Genomic DNA, 15,456 nt, shown 5'->3' on the forward strand with positions numbered 1-15,456 from the left:
CGGCTGAAACGTGGACCAATGACCCTCCACCTATCCTGCCAGAAGTCCCCCCGGCTGTCTAGCTCCCTTGTGCGAAACCTTTTTTGCCTGCCCACCGCAACGCCTTGCCAGTACTGGGCTGGCGCAGTCATGCTTCAGCGCTGTCCGCCACTGACGCGTTCGATGTTCGCCAGGTCGGCCCATGAGGCGACGTCGGCGAATCCTTCCCGACGCAGCAAGGCGCGCACGGCCGCCGCCTGTTGATAGCCGTGCTCGAGCAGCAGCCAGGAGCCGCTGCGGAGATGGGCGGCGGCACCGCCGACTATCGCGCGGATACACGCCAGGCCGTCGCCGCCAACGACGCCATCGGTCAGCGCCATCTGCGGCTCGAACGGCAAGCCGTTCTCGTGCAAGTGCGGATCGGCGTCGGCCACATAGGGCGGGTTGGCGACGATCACGTCGAAACGCGCTTCGCCCAGTGGGGCGTACCAGTCACCCGCGAGAAAGTTGATCGCCACGGCGTGTCGTGCTGCATTTTCGCCGGCCACGGCCAGCGCCGCCGGCGAGAGATCGACGGCGGTAAGCTGTGCCGCCGGGCACAGACAGCCAAGGGTCACCGCCAGGACACCGGAGCCGGTACCGAGATCGAGGATCTGCGCGCCAGGCCGCGACGGTACGCGCGCCAGCGCCAGCTCGACCAGCAACTCCGTTTCAGGGCGCGGGATCAGGACCGCCGGGTTGAGCACGAATTCGCGCCCGTAGAACGCTGCCGAGCCCAGGAGGTAGGCCAGCGGCTCACCGCCGGCACGGCGCCCTACCAGCGCCTCGAGGGTGGCCAGCTGCTCGTCGGAGAGCGGCCGCTCGGCGTGGGCAATCAGATCGGCATGCGTACACCGGGCCACGTGCTCGACGAGCAGGCGCGCATCAAGGCGATCGATACGCCCGGCGGCGGCGCGCCACACGTCGCCGATAGCGGTCAGCCGGCGCGTTCGGGAGGCCATCGTTCCTCGCTCCGCGAGCGATTCCGACGTGCCCGTCGGCATCGGTGCAAAAAGCGGCTCGCGACTTGACGCATTGCCGGTGCCCAGCGGCCCTACTCGCTGTCGGCGAGCAAGGCCAGTTGATCGGCCTGATATTCGGCGGTCAGCGCGGCGAGCAACTCGTCAAGATCACCGTCCATGATCGCCTCGATCTTGTACAAGGTCAGGTTGATGCGGTGTTCGGTGACGCGGCCCTGCGGAAAATTGTACGTTCGGATTCGTTCGGAGCGGTCGCCGCTACCGATCAGACTGCGGCGCTCGGAGGCGATCGTCTCGTGCTGCGCACGTTCCTGCCCGTCCCGGATGCGCGCCGCCAGGACCGACATCGCCTGCGCCTTGTTCTTGTGCTGCGAGCGGTCATCCTGGCATTCGACAACGATCCCGGTCGGCAGGTGCGTGATGCGCACCGCCGAATCGGTCTTGTTGATGTGCTGCCCGCCGGCACCCGAAGCACGGTAGGTGTCGACCCGGATCTCGGCCGGATTGATCTGCACGTCCTCCAGCGCATCGGCCTCGGGCATCACCGCCACCGTGCACGCCGAAGTATGGATACGGCCCTGCGTTTCGGTATCGGGAACGCGCTGCACGCGGTGCGCTCCGGACTCGAACTTCAACCGCGAGTAGACACCCTGGCCGCTGATCCTGGCGATGACCTCGCGGTAACCTCCGAGGTCCGAAACGCTGGCCGAGATCACGTCGACCTGCCAGCCCTGGCGCTCGGCATAGCGCGTGTACATGCGAAACAGATTGCCTGAAAACAGCGCCGACTCGTCGCCACCGGTGCCGGCGCGGATTTCTAGGAAGACGTTGCGATCGTCGTTGGCGTCTTTCGGCAGCAGCAGCTTCTGCAGATCCGCCTCGATCTGCGGCAAGCGCTCGCGGCCGATGGCCACTTCTGCTTCGGCCAGCTCGTGCATCTCGGGATCAGCCAGCAGCTCGAGCGCAGACTCAAGCTCAGCCGTGGACTGCAGCCAGGTCTGGTAGAGCGCGACGACCGGGCCGAGCTCGGCGTACTCACGCGACAGTTTCCGATACTCGTCCATGTCGCGCGTCGCGTCGCTGCTGGCCAGCATGCGGCCGACTTCGTCGAGGCGACCGATCAAATGCTCAAGTTTGTCGCGAATACTCTGGTTCATCAGGAAGCCGGTTCAAGCGCGCGAACGCGGGAGGTCAATAGATCGAGGAGTTGGCGTCTGCAGCCGGATTCCATTACTCGCCAACGCGAGAATCGGGATGCAGATGAAAGAGGCGCCCGACCAGCTCGGGCAAGTCATCCCGGCCACCGCCGGCCTGCGCCAGGGCCTGCGTCGGCGCGTGCAGGAACTTGTTGGTCAAACGATGCGAGAAGTTCTCGAGCACTCGCGCCGGGTCGTCCCCTTTGGCCAGTAACTTCAGCGCATGTTCCATCTCGTGCCGACGTGCTCGCTCTGCGGCATCGCGCAGCGAACGAATGATCGGCACTGTACCACGCGTCGCCAACCAGCGCAGAAAGCCATCGACGCGCTCACTGACAATCGCCTCGGCGTCAAACACCGCCGCCTGGCGCGACTCGAACCCCGACTCGACCACTTGCGCCAGATCGTCGACGGTATACAGAAAAACATCGTCCATTTCGCCAACCTCGAACTCGATGTCACGCGGCACCGCCAGGTCGACCATGAACATCGGCCGGTGACGGCGAGCCTTGATCGCCCGCTCGACCATCCCCAGGCCGATGATCGGCAGCGGGCTGGCGGTGCACGAAACGACGATATCGAACTGTGCCAGTCGGTCGCCGACTTCCTCGAGCCTGATCGCCTGGCCGCCGATGCGCTCGGCCAACAGCAGACCGCGCTCGACCGTGCGGTTGGCGATCACCGTCAGCCTGGGATGCTGCGCACAGAAATGGGTGGCGCAGAGCTCGATCATTTCGCCGGCGCCAATGAACAGGATCTTCTGGTCGGCGATACGCTCGAAGATGCGTTCGGCCAGGCGCACGGCGGCGGCGGCCATCGAAACGATATTGGCGCCAATCGCCGTCGTCGAACGAACTTCCTTGGCGACCGCAAAGGAGTGCTGGAAAAGCTTGTGCAAGGTCGTTCCGAGCGTCCCCGCCTCCTCGGCAAGGCGCAGTGCGTCCTTCATCTGGCCCAGAATCTGGGGCTCGCCGAGGACCATCGAGTCGAGCCCACTGGCGACACGAAAGGCATGCCGGACGGCGTCGCGTTCGGGATAGGTGTAGAGGTAGGGTGCGACCTCGTGCTGCGGCAGGCGATGATAGTCGGCCAGCCACTGGCTGGCCAGCTCCGACACGTCGCTGCAAAAATAGATTTCGGTGCGGTTGCAGGTCGACAGAATCGCCGCCTCTTGGACCGCTTTGCCCCGTGTCAGGTCGGCAAGCGCCTGCGGCACCGTGCCGGGCTGAAACGCGATCTGCTCGCGAACCGAGAGTGGCGCTGTGTGGTGGTTGATGCCAAGGGTAAACAGCGCCATGCGTGACAGAGGGTGGGCAATGGGGGTGGCAAGTCAGCGGCCGATTATATCACCCACGCTGCCGGCCTCCCGGAGCCCTGAGCACTGCGCACTGCGCACTGCGCAGCGCTGATGACCGTTGCCGAAAGCGAGCGGCAAAGCGGTCAGGCGACGTCGGGCGCCGGTTTGCCGATATAGTAGCCTTGCGCGTAGTCCACACCGAAGGCCCGCAGCATGTTCAGCGCGCGCTCGTCTTCGACGAACTCGGCCACAGTCTTCTTGCCGAAGCCACGCGCCACCTCGGCCAGGGCCCGCACAAAGACCTGATCGTCCGGACTGTCAACCAGCGTACGCACAAACGAGCCGTCGATCTTGACGTAATCAACGGGCAACTGCTTGACATAATTGAACGAGGAAAAGCCGACGCCGAAGTCGTCCAGTGAAAACGCACAACCCAGTTCCCGCACAGCATTCATGAACGTGCGGGCGGCGGAAAAATCCGATACCGCTGCGGTCTCCGTGATTTCAAAAACGACGTGGCTTGGCAGGAGCGGGCTGCGCGACAGCTCATCACGGATGAACGCCAGCAGCCGCGAATCGTTGATGCTGACGCCGGAGAGATTGATCGAGAAGCTGTAGTGCTTGCCGGCGGCAAAAAGTTCCAGCATCTTGCCAAACACGTGATGAATCACGTAGCGATCGATGTCGCGTATCAGGCCGCCGTTCTCGGCCACCTCCATGAACATGCCAGGCGGAATCAGTGAGCCATCCGCGGCGCGCATGCGTACCAGCGCCTCGTAGTGACTGACCTGCTTCGCCCGGATATCGAGTATCGGCTGGTAATGAACGACAAATCGCTGGTCGGTCAGCGAGCGGTTGATCATCTCCTCCCAGTACAGGCGGTTCTGCATCTTCTCCTGTACGCCCTCGCCCTCGGCGTAGAGATGCCAGCCCGCGCCCCCTTTCGACTTGGCCTGATACATCGCGATATCGGCGTTGGCGAGCAACTGCTTGACGTCCATCAGCGCCTCCGAAAAGACGACGATGCCGATGCTGGCGGAAACACGATGGTTTGCTGCCAGGCCGGGGAACTTAATTTCTGCGAGTCGTGCGTTGATCTTCTCGGCGACCTGGATCGCACCCTCGCGGTCACATTCGTGCAGCAGGATACCGAGCTCGTCACCACCCAGGCGGCCAAGCAGATCGCTGGCCCGCGCGACGCTACGCACCTCGTCGGCGACGACCCGCAAGAGTGCATCACCCGCCTGGTGTCCGCTCAGATCGTTGACGTACTTGAAGCCATCGAGGTCGAGGTAGAGCAGCGCTCCGTCGTGCGCCAAACGCCGGGCGCTGGCCAGAGCCTGATCGAGTCCGTTCTGAAAGTGCTGCCGATTGACCAAACCGGTCAAGGGATCGTACTCGGCCAGATAACTGACGTGCGATTCAGCACGCTTGCGCTCGGTGTGGTCGATGCCGACCGAGAGGATCATCACCGCATCATCAGTGCGCTCGGAAAGACGCGAGTGGTTCCAGGTAATCTCGTAGGACTGACCATTGGCGCTCTTGAGAATCGACTCCAGGTGAACGTGCTGACGATCGCCCGCGGCAATGTCGCGCACCGCCTGCTGAATCGCCAGCTCAGACGACCCGTCCGAGCACAGCAGCTCGCAAAAGCGCTTGCCCGATAGATCTTCTTCGGCCCAGCCCGACAACAGGCGCCCATAACGATTCAAGCTCAGGATCCGCCCGTCGACGGACTGCGTCAGAATGATCACCTGCGCGGTATCGAGCAGACTCTTGCTGAAGTCGCGTTCGACTGAAATCCGCTGCAGCATGCCCTGCATCTGCTCAGCATGCGCGGCTTCGTCTCGCTCCAGGGTCTCGAGCCGATACGACAGATCGATCGCCGCCTCGTCGAGGCTGTCGATTTCGTCATCAACCAGCCGCCGGGACCGCGGTGAAATGCGCGCCCGCGCCTCGGCAAACGCGCTGCGCCCGAGCAGCGGAATGGCGCGCACGGCCTGGGTCATCCGCTGCAGCGGCGCGTGCACCAGCAGTGCCAGCAACAGCAAGGAAAACAGCGAGGCCAGCAACTCTCCCCACAAGCGATTCAAGACCGAATTTTCGATGTCCGCCAGCGCTTGCGTCAGATCGTCGATAACGACCAGCAGCGCTGGCGACGACGCACCGTCAAGCGCATCGAGAGCCATGAATGACAACTCGAACTGCCTGCCGCCGTACGACAGCAAACGCCAGGCGCGTCCACCGGGCATCGGCGGCACCTCGCTCAACTGCTCGAGCAAGGGCAGGTTTCGTTCGGCGCTGCTCAGCCCGATAGCGCGCAAGCCCAGATGGGGCAGGATATTCTTGCCTTCTGGAGAGACCGCCGGGACCAGCACGCCGAGATCAGCGCCCGACAAGCGGAAGAACGAGACGACCACGTCGGCCAGCGAGCTGCCGAGGACAACCGCCCCGGCCACCTGACCAGCCGACAGGATCGGCGCTGCCGCAAACTGCGTACAGCGATCCTGGCAGCGCGTCCACTGCATCGCCCGCTCGTCAGCAATAACGGTACGCACCTGCGCATCGTGATTCAATGCGCTGAGCGTATCGGTCCGCCAGGTCGCCAGGGCTTGGCCGCTCCTGGCGTACACCTGCAGTGAGTCAAGACCCAAATCAAGCTGCAGAACCGACCAGTAGCTGTCAAAGTGCTGCCGCAGCAGGGCGTTGCCGGCCGGTGTCTGGAACAGGCTGACGCCAACCGAGTCGAGGGCGGCGAGCATGCCGGCCAAGGCCTGCAAGCGCAAACCGGAATCGGTGCGCAGGGCAAACGCCTGCGCGACCAGGCGCTCTCTGGTCGCCGTCCGTTGCACTTCGAAGCGGCTCCGCAGATCGTGATAATGCAGCAAAGACAGCGCACCGTTCACCGACAGCATCACGCCACCGAGGGTCAGCAATATCTTCCACTTGAGACTGAGAAATCGGAAGCCGCCGCGCGCTGCTGCTGGAGATGAACTATCGAGCATCGGGAAATACTAGAAACGGAACGAGCCGAGCAACATGAAGTTATCCCAGTACTGCCGCAGATCGCTTGCCGCGGGGTTGTCCTGCACGGCCAGAAAGCCGGTGCCATTGACGCGGTGCGCTTCGGCGCGCAGCATGAACTGAGGAGTGACGTCGAAGCGTACGCCGACCGTCCAGTCCTTGGCAAAGCGCGTAAAACCCGGCAGACGCGTCGCCGCGGAAAAGTCGCTGCCATCGCGATCGCCTTTGTCGGCGTAATACGCGTCGTAACGCACCAGCGCTTCCCACTTTGGCGCCAGGCGGTAAGTGCCCTGCAGGTAATAGCTCTCGCCGGTCGCGTCGCCGTTGTAGAAGAAGCGCCCGAAATCCTTGACCGACGTTCGACGACTGGCATATTCGCTGGTCAGACTCCAGTTCTCGGCGTTGTACTGGGCAGAAAAGATTAGTGGCGTCAGCTTGAAGCGCCCCGCTGCCAAGCGGTCGGCATAGCCCGGCTTGTAGCGCAGATCGAGATGCAGGGCGGTGAAAGCCAGCCGATACTTGCCGCCAGCTCCCTCGTAGATGGCTTGAAAATCGGGCGCCAGCTTGGCATCCAGATGACCGGGCGGATTGAGACCAACCAGCGCCACCGTGGCCGCTTCGGTGTTCGTCTGCGGCTGCCCGAGCGCCAGGCTGGCGGACAGGGTGCCGGCTTCGTCGTAGCTTTCAAGGTAGATCTCCGCACCGTCGGCCGACACCGTCAGGTTGCGCGTCCGGTCGAAATAGATCGATTGCGGCAGGATGATGCTCGGTCGGGTAAAAGGAACGTCGCGCGTCTTGTTGTACAAACCGTAGGCGGTCTTCACTCGTCCGAGGCGAATGCCACCCCGCCCCTCTTCGCTGGACACCGCAGTCCAGTCGACCAGCCCGTAATCAAGGCGCACGCCACCGTCATCGGTGCCACCGGCGGTATGTGAAAGTAGTTGGGCCGATAGCTGCACATCCGGTGTCAAGCGCCATGACGCATTGACACCGATCTCGCTGAAATCCTTACTGATGCGATCGTCGCTATGACCGAAAAAGTTATTGTCAGAGGTGTTCACCAGCGTCAGCGAAGCAAATCCGTGCACCTGCAGGTCGCCGTCCAACAAATCGATGGCGCGCGCTGGCCGTCCCAGCAGCGCCAGCACGCCAATCAGGGCAACGGCGAATGCCGCCTTAGCGAATCTTGAGTACACGCACATTCTCATTAACCTCGCTCGCCTTGGCGTAACCGATGGCGCCTGGCGTCGCTGCCACGCGAGCCAACATCTCCTGCGTCGAGGCGACCTGCTCGGGGTACTGTCCCTGCCCCGAAAAGACCTGCCGGTCCCAAGCCATCCGCAATTGATGCGGAAACACCTGTAGCACGCTCTTGCTGAAGGTTGCGTGCTCGGGCGCATCGTCGCGCAAGACAAAAACCTTGACTGGGGTGGCTGCGGGCCATTTCTGGAGGAGCATGCCAAAGATCGCACGCAAGGACGCGCGGGGAATCGCCTCTTCCCGGGTCGCCGGATGCGTGATGACCACCATTGACGACTCGGCCGTCTGGGCATGGGCGTTGGCCATCAGCAGGGCCGCCGTCAGCAGGCCGAGCGCGAGGGCCCGACCAAGCGAAGCCCCGAATTTAATGGCGAGAAGCATTCTTATCACGCGCGCATCCTACCAGACAACGCGACCGAAACCCTTGCTCTCTTCGCTGGCCGCAGTTCATCAACGCGGCGCCCCAACAGCCCAGCAGGCGAAGCAGCCAGCGAGATCGCCGACGGGTGCGCCAGCAACTTCAGCCAGAGGCGAGGTGACTCCTGGCGAAGCCAGCGTCCGACGAATTCCGCTGCCTCGGCAGCTCGCGCACGTGTCCGCAGACGCGAACGCCCAACGGCTTGCCGTCGCCACAAAAAAAAGCCACGGCGTGCCGTGGCCAGTGACTCATCGGCGCGACTCAAGCAGGCGTCGGATGCTTGCCAGACGCTGCCGCGCTCTCCATCCAGCGCTTGATGCGATTCGCATCGCCGATACGAGTTTGCTTGCCAGCCGAATCGAGCAGCACAATCACCACCGGTCGGTCTGCGACGCGCGCCTGCATCACCAGACACTTGCCAGCTTCCTGAATGTAGCCGGTCTTCGACAGACCGATCTCCCAGGTTGGGCTCTTGACCAGCTGATTGGTATTGCGGTACTCGATCTCGCGCCCTTTCACTTCGGCAGTCGCTCCGGAGGTCGTTGAGAACTCGCGAATCAGGGGATAGCGGTGGGCAGCAGCAACCATTCGCGCCAGATCGCGCGCCGTCGACACGTTGTTGCTGGTCAACCCGGTGGGATCCTCGAAATGCGTCCGGGCCATTCCCAGCGATACCGCTTTGCGGTTCATGGCGACGATGAACGCCGGCAAGCCGCCCGGGTAGTTACGTCCGAGAGCGTGCGCCGCACGGTTCTCCGACGACATCAACGCCAGCAACAAGGCCATTTCGCGGGTCAGCACGCTGCCCACCTGCAGGCGCGAACGACTGCCCTTCAAATAATCGACGTCGTCGTCGGTGATGGTAATTGCTTCCTGCAAGTTCGGCATGCTGTCGAGCACGACCATCGCCGTCATGACCTTGGTAATCGACGCGATGGGCACGACGGTCGTGGCATTCTTCTCGTACAGGGTCTCCGAACCGTCCTCGGCGATCACCAGTGCCGAACCCGATTGCACGGCCAGGCGACCCGGTTCCTGCCACAGGTCCACGTCATGGGCGAAGGCCCGGTTCACATTCCTCTTGTGAACGCTGGCGCTGTTCTTGCCGGTCGTCGCCACCGGCGCAGACTTGCTGCTCCTGGCGACGCGAGTTGACTTGGCCTTCGCCGCTTTCGGCTGCGCTTTCGGCTGCGCCTTCGGCTTTGCCGCCACCGTTGCGCTCTTCTTGGCTACCGGCTGCGCCTTCGGCGTTGCTCGCGCCTTGCTTTTCTGCGCTTCCTCCTTGCTCTTGGCCTTGTCCACCGCGTGCGCCGCGTCCATCGCCATCAAACTGGTACCCAACAGGGTACCCACCAACAACACTGCCCTAAGCATCATCCGCATCATGAACCTCCCGCACGATCGACCACTACGATTTCTCACAATTCTATCGCAACCTTTCTTCCGGGAGAACCATAACTTCGGGAAAATAAGGGGATAGGTAGACTACATAATGTAGCACATCAAATACGTTCGGTCGCCAGGAAGGCTTTGACGTCATCCTGGCGAGCCATTGCATCGCGGTGACCGAGGTCGATCAACGCGCTGGTATAGGATTGTTCAAAGAGCAGATAGCTGGTCAGCGCGCCACCGCGCCGGTTCATTGCCCCGAGTCCGCGCAGCAGCAGTCGGACCGCCCACGGTAGCGCCCTGGCATGGCGCGCGGCCAGCTGATCGAGACTCTCGGATGGCGCGATGATCAGTGATTCGATCGGCCGCAGGCCCACTTCGCCGCCTTCGCGTAGCGCGCCGGGAAGGCTCGCCAAGGTTCGATTGATACGCTCCATTCGCTCGATGTCAACGGCCAGACTGTCGAGAAAGATCGACGATAGCGCATGCCCGGCTATCTGGGCCAGGGTCGGGTAGCTGCGGGAGCTTTGCCGCTGACTCACTTCACTCTTCTTGCCGACACCGATCACCAGGATCTTGTCAGCCCCGAGATGGATTGCCGGCGAGATTGGCGACAGTTGCCGCATCGACCCGTCGCCAAAATACTCGCGATTGAGATGCACGGCGGGAAAGATGAAGGGGATCGCGCTCGAAGCCATCAAATGTTCGACCGACAATTGCGTTCGGCAACCAACGCGTTGCGTGCGCCGCCAGCTCGTCACCTCGGGACAGGCCTCGAAGAAGCTGACGCCGTCGCCCGTCGCGTACCCCGATGCCGTAATGCTTATAGCATATAGCGTACCATTGGCGAGCGAGCGCTCAATGTTGCGGAAATGCAGTTTCTTCTCAAGTAGATGGCGCAGCGGCTGGTTGTCGAGAAGCGAGCGCGGACTGCGCTTGAGCGCCCAACCGAACAAGAACGCGCTCAGCCAACGGAGCACCGCCAGGCTGATTCCGAGTGGGTCGGCACGATAAATCTGGCCGGCGTGCATATTGGCCCAGACGTCGTCCATGGCGTCGACCGCGTCGCTAAAATTGTGTGCATAACACGCCAGAGTCGCGGCATTGACGGCACCGGCCGAAGTGCCGCACAAGATCTGAAACGGGTTCTGCCGACCGTCATCAAGCAAGTCGCGGATGGCGCGCAGAACGCCAACCTGATACGCGGCGCGCGCGCCCCCACCACCCAGAATCAGAGCAATTCTACCGTTTGCCATCGGCTGTCAACGTTCCCTGTCCCCGAGATTCACCAGCCAAGCGATGCGAAGCAGGCACGCAGCCGAGCGCGCCAGCGGGTCGGCTGGCGGCGAGGCGAAGCGACTTGTTCAGCGCTCGTTCATCAATTTATCGACGACCGCCAGGGCGGTCATGTTGACCAAGCGACGAACGGTCGCCGTCGCCGTCAGAATATGTACCGGCTGCGCTGCGCCAAGCAGGATCGGTCCGATGGTCAGGCTGTCACCCGAAGCGATCTTGAGCAGGTTGAACGAGATGTTGGCGGCATCGAGGGTGGGCATGATCAGCAGGTTGGCCTGACCCTTCAGACGCGTATCGCCTGGAAAGACGCGCTGTCGAATCTGATCGTCAATCGCCGCGTCACCGTGCATCTCGCCCTCGACCTCGAGGCGCGGCGCGCGCTCCTTCAGCACGCGCAATGCTTCGCGCATTTTCAGCGCCGTCGGCGTATTCTCGGTACCAAACGATGAATGCGACAGCAGTGCGACGCGCGGCGTCACGCCGAAGCGGCGTACGGCGTCGGCCGCCAGCAAGGTCATATCAACCAACTGCTCAGCCGTCGGCTCGTAGTTGATGTAGGTATCGGCGATGAACAGGGTACGATCCGGCAGCAGCAGCACACTCATCGCATAGAGGCTCTGGACGCCCGGCGCCAGGCCGATGACGTTCTCGACATAGTCGCGATGCACATGATGGCGACCAAAGGTGCCACAGATCAGGCCGTCGGCGTCGCCCATACGCACCATCAGCGCGCCAAACAAGGACGGGTGATGGCGCACCTCGCGCTTGGCAAAATCGGCCGAAACGCCCTTGCGCTCCATCATCGTCCGATACTCTCGCCAGTAGATCTCGAAATGGTTGTCGTAGAAGTCGTTGTGGCCGGCACAAACGATGTCGAAATCAACACCTGGACGGACGCGCAGGTTCGCCGCCTCGAGCTTGTGCGTAATGTCAATCGGGTTGCCAATCAGAATGGGCTTGGCAATACCTTCATCGACGATCACCTGGACCGCGCGTAGCACGCGTTCGTCGCCGCCTTCGGCAAAGACGATCCGGCGGGGCGCCTGCTTGGCCTGCGAGAACACCGGCTTCATGATCAAGCCAAAGTGATAAACGAACTCGTCAAGGCTGTCTTCGTAGGCTTCCATGTTCTTGATCGGCCTGGTCGCGACGCCCGATTGCATGGCGGCCTCGGCGACCGCCGGCGCGATCTTGCCGATCAGGCGCGGGTCGAAAGGATTTGGAATCAGGTATTCGGGGCCGAAATTGGCGACCTTCTCGCCATACGCCCTGAGCGCCACTTCCGATTGCTCGACGCGCGCCAACTCAGCGATGGCCTTGACCGCAGCGAGCTTCATCGCTTCGGTTATGGTCGTCGCGCCGACGTCGAGCGCGCCGCGAAAGATGAACGGAAAACACAGCACGTTATTGACCTGGTTGGGGTAATCCGAGCGCCCGGTAGCGATGATCGCATCGCTACGTACCGCTTTGACGTCTTCTGGTGTGATCTCCGGGTTGGGGTTGGCCAGCGCCATGACCAATGGCGACGCGGCCATCTTGGCGACCATCTCACGCTTGAGAACGCCGCCGGCCGACAGCCCGAGGAAGACGTCGGCACCGCCGATGACATCATCAAGCGTGCGCGCGTCCGTCTGCTTGGCGTAACGTCCCTTGATCTCGTCCATATCCTCGACGCGACCCTCGTAGACCAGCCCCTTGATGTCGGTCACCCAGATATTCTCGACTGGAATACCCAGCATCACCAGCAGATCCAGACACGCCAGCGCCGCAGCACCAGCGCCCGAGGTGACCACCTTCACCTGATCGAGTTCCTTGCCCTGCAGGTGCAGGCCATTGAGGATCGCCGCGCCAACGACGATCGCCGTACCGTGTTGATCGTCGTGGAAGACCGGAATTTTCATCCGTTCACGGAGTTTTTTCTCGACGTAGAAGCACTCCGGCGCCTTGATGTCCTCGAGGTTGATACCGCCAAAGGTCGGCTCCAGCGACGCGATGATATCGACCAGGCGATCAGGGTCGCGCTCCTCGATCTCCAGGTCGAAAACGTCGATGTTGGCGAACTTCTTGAACAGTACCGCCTTACCTTCCATCACCGGCTTGGCCGCCAGCGGGCCAATTGCGCCGAGACCCAGTACCGCCGTGCCATTGGTAATCACGCCAACGAGATTGGCGCGCGAAGTCAGCGTACTGACCTCACCCGGAAACGCAACAATCTCTTCGCAAGCCGCTGCCACTCCTGGCGAATACGCCAGCGACAGGTCGTACTGGTTGGTCAGCGACGTGGTCGGCTGGATTGCGATCTTGCCCGGTCGTGGTTTGCGATGATAGGCCAGGGCGGCAGTACGCAACTGGTCTTTGTCTTTATTCATGACTTTTTCTCCTGGCAAAATATCAAGCCAAAGCGGTTGCTTGTGGCTCCCCAACGGTCAATCGTCGACGGACTCCCAAGCGCCCCCGCAAGCCTCACGGCTGCCTACCACTCATCGACGGGTCGCCAGTGCGGCTTTGACCTGTGGCATAATTACACAAACCCCGACAACCTTGTAGCACCACCACTCAGTATGCCAATGCCCTCCTGCTGCACCGGGTTTCTTTTTCGCCAGCCGCGACCGACGCGTCGCCCCCAACTGGGCTGGATGGACCCTTCCGGGTCCAGGCTCCGTTGTTCAGACTCTGCGCGCGCCACGCCACGGTAAGTTCCGCTCCTCCACCTTCCTTCGAGAGTGATTACCATGAACCAGCCTGTTTCCATAAATGCCCCGGACTACGTCAAACATGAACGCCTGAAGCAATGGGTTGCCGACATTGCGGCCCTTACCGAACCAGCCCAGGTGGTCTGGGCCGACGGTTCGCAAGAAGAGTACGACCGTCTTTGTGCCGAGTTGGTCGAAGCCGGCACCTTCACCAAGCTGAAAAAGCGCAAGAACTCGTTCCTGGCATTTTCGGACCCTTCCGATGTGGCGCGCGTCGAAGACCGCACCTATATCTGCTCCGAGAAAAAAGAAGACGCCGGCCCGACCAACAACTGGGAAGACCCGGCCACCATGCGCCAGACCTTGAACGGCGCCTTCAAGGGCTGCATGAAGGGCCGCACGATGTACGTGATCCCGTTCTCGATGGGCCCGGTTGGCTCGCCAATCGCCCAGATCGGCGTCGAGATCACGGACAGCGCCTACGTTGTTGTCAACATGAAGATCATGACCCGCATGGGTAAGGCGGTGTTCCCGGTTCTCGGCACCGACGGCACCTTCATTCCGTGCGTGCACTCGATCGGCGCTCCGAAAGAGCCCGGCCAGAAGGACCCACGTTGGCCGTGCAACCCGACCACCAAGTACATCGTCCACTATCCCGAAACCCGCGAAATCTGGTCCTACGGTTCAGGCTACGGCGGCAACGCGCTGCTCGGCAAGAAGTGCCTGGCCCTGCGCATCGCTTCCAACATGGCGCGCGATGACGGCTGGATGGCCGAACACATGTTGATCCTCGGCGTCGAATCGCCTGAAGGCAAGAAACACTACGTCGCCGCGGCTTTCCCGTCGGCGTGTGGCAAGACCAACTTCGCGATGCTGGTGCCGCCGGCCGGCCTCGGCGGCTGGAAAGTGACCACCATCGGCGACGACATCGCCTGGATCAAGCCGCGCCAGGACAAGAATGGCGTCACCCGTCTGTACGCGATCAACCCGGAAGCGGGCTTCTTCGGCGTCGCGCCGGGCACCAATGATCAGACCAACTTCAACGCCATGGCCTCGCTCGCCGAGAACACCATCTTCACCAACGTCGCGCTGACCGACGATGGCGACGTGTGGTGGGAAGGCATGGGCCCGGCGCCCGAGCACGCCATCGACTGGCAGGGCAACGACTGGACGCCCGCGATCGCCAAAGAGAAAGGCACCAAGGCCGCGCACCCGAACTCGCGCTTCACCGCACCAGCGTCGCAGTGCCCGTGCATCGACGACCAGTGGGAGAGCACCGAAGGCGTGCCGATCTCGGCCTTCCTGTTCGGCGGCCGTCGCGCCTCGACGGTGCCGCTGGTCTGCCAGACCGTCGACTGGGATCACGGCGTCTACGCCGCCGCCACGCTCGGTTCGGAAACGACTGCGGCCGCTTTCGGCCAGCAGGGTGTCGTTCGTCGCGACCCCTTTGCCATGCTGCCGTTCTGCGGTTACAACATGGCCGACTACTACAGCCACTGGTTGAAGATGGGTGGAGCCGCCGACACGGCAGTGCCGATCTTCATGGTCAACTGGTTCCGGACCAACGAACAGGGCGGTTTCGCCTGGCCCGGCTTCGGCGACAATGCGCGCATCCTCAAATGGATCATCGACCGCTGCGAAGGCACGGTTTCAGCGCGCAAGACCGCCCTCGGCTGGATGCCCAACTACGAGGATATCGACTGGTCCGGAACAGACTTCTCCAAGGAGCAATTCGCTGGCGTCACCAGCCTCGACCAGCAGGCGTGGAAGAGCGAACTGGAAGGCGTCAAGGAGTGGTTTGCCAAGATGGGCGACAAACTGCCTCCCAAGCTCGCAGACATCCGCAATGAGCTGGCGAAGGAATTCCAGGCCGCCTGAGTACCGG

Annotated in this window: 10 protein-coding genes; 1 reads left to right on the forward strand and 9 read right to left on the reverse strand. The window is 62.4% G+C overall.

Going from position 1 to position 15,456, the window contains the following annotated elements; genetic code table 11:
• Window positions 1-134: 134 nt before the first annotated feature.
• The 9 genes from prmC to QZ656_RS04245 all read right to left on the reverse strand — a co-directional run bounded on the left by prmC (window position 135) and on the right by QZ656_RS04245 (window position 13,247).
• On the reverse strand, window positions 135-980 hold the full coding sequence (prmC, locus tag QZ656_RS04205; RefSeq protein WP_291992208.1) for a peptide chain release factor N(5)-glutamine methyltransferase: 846 nt from the start codon (window positions 978-980) through the stop codon (window positions 135-137).
• Between the two features lie 92 nt (window positions 981-1,072).
• Entirely contained in the window at window positions 1,073-2,155 is a 1,083-nt protein-coding gene (gene prfA / locus QZ656_RS04210; RefSeq protein WP_291992209.1) for a peptide chain release factor 1, read from the reverse strand.
• 73 nt (window positions 2,156-2,228) lie between these two features.
• Window positions 2,229-3,491, reverse strand: a complete 1,263-nt coding sequence (hemA, locus tag QZ656_RS04215) for a glutamyl-tRNA reductase (protein ID WP_291992210.1) — start codon at window positions 3,489-3,491, stop codon at window positions 2,229-2,231.
• Between the two features lie 143 nt (window positions 3,492-3,634).
• Window positions 3,635-6,496: an EAL domain-containing protein gene (locus QZ656_RS04220; protein WP_291992211.1), complete on the reverse strand. Its 2,862-nt coding sequence runs from the start codon at window positions 6,494-6,496 to the stop codon at window positions 3,635-3,637.
• Between the two features lie 9 nt (window positions 6,497-6,505).
• Window positions 6,506-7,711, reverse strand: a complete 1,206-nt coding sequence (locus tag QZ656_RS04225; protein ID WP_291992212.1) for a hypothetical protein — start codon at window positions 7,709-7,711, stop codon at window positions 6,506-6,508.
• Entirely contained in the window at window positions 7,692-8,156 is a 465-nt protein-coding gene (locus QZ656_RS04230) for a hypothetical protein (RefSeq protein WP_291992625.1), read from the reverse strand. Before QZ656_RS04230 ends, QZ656_RS04225 begins: the two co-directional genes overlap by 20 nt.
• A 298-nt stretch (window positions 8,157-8,454) precedes the next feature.
• The gene (gene pbpG, locus QZ656_RS04235) at window positions 8,455-9,570 is read right to left on the reverse strand and encodes a D-alanyl-D-alanine endopeptidase (RefSeq protein WP_291992213.1); all 1,116 of its coding nucleotides are present in this window, start codon (window positions 9,568-9,570) and stop codon (window positions 8,455-8,457) included.
• Between the two features lie 125 nt (window positions 9,571-9,695).
• Window positions 9,696-10,838 carry a patatin-like phospholipase family protein gene (locus tag QZ656_RS04240; protein WP_291992214.1) on the reverse strand — a complete coding sequence of 381 codons (1,143 nt, stop codon included), beginning with the start codon at window positions 10,836-10,838 and terminating at the stop codon, window positions 9,696-9,698.
• Between the two features lie 108 nt (window positions 10,839-10,946).
• Window positions 10,947-13,247, reverse strand: coding sequence for an NADP-dependent malic enzyme (locus QZ656_RS04245; RefSeq protein WP_291992215.1), 2,301 nt, complete (start codon window positions 13,245-13,247; stop codon window positions 10,947-10,949).
• Between the two features lie 363 nt (window positions 13,248-13,610).
• On the opposite strand from QZ656_RS04245, the gene QZ656_RS04250 reads away from it, so the two are divergent.
• On the forward strand, window positions 13,611-15,449 hold the full coding sequence (locus tag QZ656_RS04250) for a phosphoenolpyruvate carboxykinase (GTP) (protein ID WP_291992216.1): 1,839 nt from the start codon (window positions 13,611-13,613) through the stop codon (window positions 15,447-15,449).
• Window positions 15,450-15,456 lie beyond the last annotated feature (7 nt).

Origin of the sequence: Candidatus Accumulibacter sp. ACC003 (assembly GCF_907163085.1) — a bacterium.
Lineage (GTDB): Bacteria > Pseudomonadota > Gammaproteobacteria > Burkholderiales > Rhodocyclaceae > Accumulibacter.

What these genes read in the sequence shown, in the direction of transcription:
- prmC (WP_291992208.1), bottom strand. Translation starts at nt 980, where the DNA reads ATGGCCTCCCGAACGCGCCGGCTGACCGCTATCGGCGACGTGTGGCGC.
- prfA (WP_291992209.1), bottom strand. Translation starts at nt 2,155, where the DNA reads ATGAACCAGAGTATTCGCGACAAACTTGAGCATTTGATCGGTCGCCTC.
- hemA (WP_291992210.1), bottom strand. Translation starts at nt 3,491, where the DNA reads ATGGCGCTGTTTACCCTTGGCATCAACCACCACACAGCGCCACTCTCG.
- QZ656_RS04220 (WP_291992211.1), bottom strand. Translation starts at nt 6,496, where the DNA reads ATGCTCGATAGTTCATCTCCAGCAGCAGCGCGCGGCGGCTTCCGATTT.
- QZ656_RS04230 (WP_291992625.1), bottom strand. Translation starts at nt 8,156, where the DNA reads ATGCTTCTCGCCATTAAATTCGGGGCTTCGCTTGGTCGGGCCCTCGCG.
- pbpG (WP_291992213.1), bottom strand. Translation starts at nt 9,570, where the DNA reads ATGATGCTTAGGGCAGTGTTGTTGGTGGGTACCCTGTTGGGTACCAGT.
- QZ656_RS04240 (WP_291992214.1), bottom strand. Translation starts at nt 10,838, where the DNA reads ATGGCAAACGGTAGAATTGCTCTGATTCTGGGTGGTGGGGGCGCGCGC.
- QZ656_RS04245 (WP_291992215.1), bottom strand. Translation starts at nt 13,247, where the DNA reads ATGAATAAAGACAAAGACCAGTTGCGTACTGCCGCCCTGGCCTATCAT.
- QZ656_RS04250 (WP_291992216.1), top strand. Translation starts at nt 13,611, where the DNA reads ATGAACCAGCCTGTTTCCATAAATGCCCCGGACTACGTCAAACATGAA.